The organism is Pseudanabaena biceps PCC 7429 (genome assembly GCF_000332215.1).
GTDB lineage: Bacteria > Cyanobacteriota > Cyanobacteriia > Pseudanabaenales > Pseudanabaenaceae > Pseudanabaena > Pseudanabaena biceps.
Genome location: NZ_ALWB01000340.1, coordinates 1 through 3245, shown reverse-complemented (window position 1 = coordinate 3245; position 3245 = coordinate 1). Strand labels below are relative to the sequence as shown.

Annotated in this window: 1 protein-coding gene; it reads left to right on the top strand. The window is 42.3% G+C overall.

The features are described 5' to 3' along the window. Positions 1–116: 116 nt before the first annotated feature. A partial coding sequence (locus tag PSE7429_RS21970; protein WP_009629583.1) for a translocation/assembly module TamB domain-containing protein occupies positions 117–3245 on the top strand: 3129 nt, incomplete at its 3' end.

Sequence of the window (3245 nt, the reverse complement as noted above, 5' to 3'; positions counted from 1 at the left end):
AAGTTCACAGGTGACTTTGGCGTTAATCTTGGTTCCTCTGAGCTAGTAAAGTCAATGGCAGTGGTAAGCTAACCGTTCTATATCAAGATGGCAAATGGGGTAGCAAACACCAAGATGTGAAATTAAATGGAACAATCGCCAATATCCTCAACTTTGACGCAAGTGACATTAAATATGACCATGAAAATACCAAGGTATCTATCGCCAAAGCTAGCATCACAATTCCGAAACTAAATGATGCCAAAGCCAACGTTGAGAATGCAAGAATCGACAGTAATGGACTTGATTGGGACAAAGTCACGCTCAGTGCAACCCAAATTGCTCTCGGTAGCTATGTCAACATCAACAAACCTGAAGCAGTCATCAGTGGCGCAAAAGATAAATATAACTCCAAGTTCACAGGTGACTTTGGCGTTAATCTTGGCTCCTCTGAGCTAGTAAAAGTCAATGGCAGTGGTAAGCTAACCGTTCTATATCAAGATGGCAAATGGGGTAGCACACATCAAGATGTGAAGTTAAATGGCGCGATCGCCAATATCCTCAACTTTGACGCAAGTGACATTAAGTATGACCATGAAAATACCAAGGTATCTATTGCAAAAGCTAGCATCACAATTCCGAAACTAAATGATGCCAAAGCCAACGTTGAGAATGCACGAATTGATAGTAATGGACTTGATTGGGACAAAGTCACACTCAGCGCAACCCAAATTGCTCTCGGTAGCTATGTCAACATCAACAAACCTGAAGCAGTCATCAGTGGCGCAAAGGATAAATATAACTCCAAGTTCACAGGCGACTTTGGAGTTAATCTTGGTTCCTCTGAGCTAGTAAAAGTCAATGGCAGTGGCAAACTAACCATTCTGTATCAAGATGGTAAATGGGGTAGCACACACCAAGATGTAAAGCTAAATGGCGCGATCGCCAATATCCTCAACTTTGACGCAAGTGACATTAAGTATGACCATGAAAATACCAAGGTATCTATTGCAAAAGCTAGCATCACAATTCCGAAACTAAATGATGCCAAAGCCACAGTCAAGAATGCGAGAATTGATAGTAATGGACTTGATTGGGACAAAGTCACGCTCAGCGCAACCCAAATTGCTCTCGGTAGCTATGTCAACATCAACAAACCTGAAGCAGTCATCAGTGGCGCAAAAGATAAATATAACTCCAAGTTCACAGGTGACTTTGGCGTTAATCTTGGTTCCTCTGAGCTAGTAAAAGTCAATGGCAGTGGCAAGCTAACCGTTCTATATCAAGATGGCAAATGGGGTAGCAAACACCAAGATGTGAAATTAAATGGAACAATCGCCAATATCCTCAACTTTGACGCAAGTGACATTAAATATGACCATGAAAATACCAAGGTATCTATCGCCAAAGCTAGCATCACAATTCCGAAACTAAATGATGCCAAAGCCAACGTTGAGAATGCACGAATTGACAGCAATGGACTTGACTGGGATAAAGCCACCCTCAGCGCAACCCAAATTGCTCTCGGTAGCTATGTCAACATCAGCAAACCTGAAGCAGTTATCAGTGGTGCAAAAGATAAATATAACTCCAAGTTCACAGGTGACTTTGGCGTTAATCTTGGTTCCTCTGAGCTAGTAAAAGTCAATGGCAGTGGTAAGCTAACCGTTCTATATCAAGATGGCAAATGGGGTAGCAAACACCAAGATGTGAAATTAAATGGAACAATCGCCAATATCCTCAACTTTGACGCAAGTGACATTAAATACGACCACGAAAATACCAAGATATCCATCGCCAAAGCTAGCATCACAATTCCGAAACTAAATGATGCCAAAGCCAACGTTGAGAATGCAAGAATTGACAGCAATGGACTTGATTGGGACAAAGTCACGCTCAGTGCAACCCAAATTGCTCTCGGTAGCTATGTCAACATCAACAAACCTGAAGCAGTCATCAGTGGCGCAAAAGATAAATATAACTCCAAGTTCACAGGTAACTTTGGCGTTAATCTTGGTTCCTCTGAGCTAGTAAAAGTCAATGGCAGTGGTAAACTCACTGTCTTGTATCAAGATGGTAAATGGGGTAGCAAACACCAAGATGTAAAGCTAAATGGCGCGATCGCCAATATCCTCAACTTTGACGCAAGTGACATTAAATACGACCACGAAAATACCAAGGTATCTATTGCAAAAGCTAGCATCACAATTCCGAAACTAAATGATGCCAAAGCCAACGTTGAGAATGCACGAATTGACAGCAATGGACTTGACTGGGATAAAGCCACCCTCAGCGCAACCCAAATTGCTCTCGGTAGCTATGTCAACATCAACAAACCTGAAGCAGTCATCAGTGGCGCAAAGGATAAATATAACTCCAAGTTCACAGGCGACTTTGGAGTTAATCTTGGTTCCTCTGAGCTAGTAAAAGTCAATGGCAGTGGCAAACTAACCATTCTGTATCAAGATGGTAAATGGGGTAGCACACACCAAGATGTAAAGCTAAATGGCGCGATCGCCAATATCCTCAACTTTGACGCAAGTGACATTAAATACGACCACGAAAATACCAAGATATCCATCGCCAAAGCTAGCATCACAATTCCGAAACTAAATGATGCCAAAGCCAACGTTGAGAATGCACGAATTGACAGCAATGGACTTGATTGGGACAAAGTCACGCTCAGTGCAACCCAAATTGCGCTCGGTAGCTATGTCAACATCAACAAACCTGAAGCAGTCATCAGTGGCGCAAAGGATAAATATAACTCTAAGTTCACAGGTGACTTTGGAGTTAATCTTGGTTCCTCTGAGCTAGTAAAAGTCAATGGCAGTGGTAAACTAACCGTTCTATATCAAGATGGCAAATGGGGTAGCACACACCAAGATGTGAAGTTAAATGGAACAGTTGCCAATATCCTCAACTTTGACGCAAGTGACATTAAGTATGACCATGAAAATACCAAGGTATCCATCGCTAAAGCTAGCATCACAATTCCGAAACTAAATGATGCCAAAGCCAACGTTGAGAATGCACGAATTGACAGCAATGGACTTGATTGGGACAAAGTCACCCTCAGCGCAACCCAAATTGCGCTCGGTAGCTATGTCAACATCAACAAACCTGAAGCAGTCATTAGTGGCGCAAAAGATAAATACAACTCCAAGTTCACAGGCGACTTTAGCGTCAACCTTGGACAGAGTGATATTGTCAAAGTCAATGGCAGTGGTAAACTCACTGTCCTGTATCAAGATGGCAAATGGGGT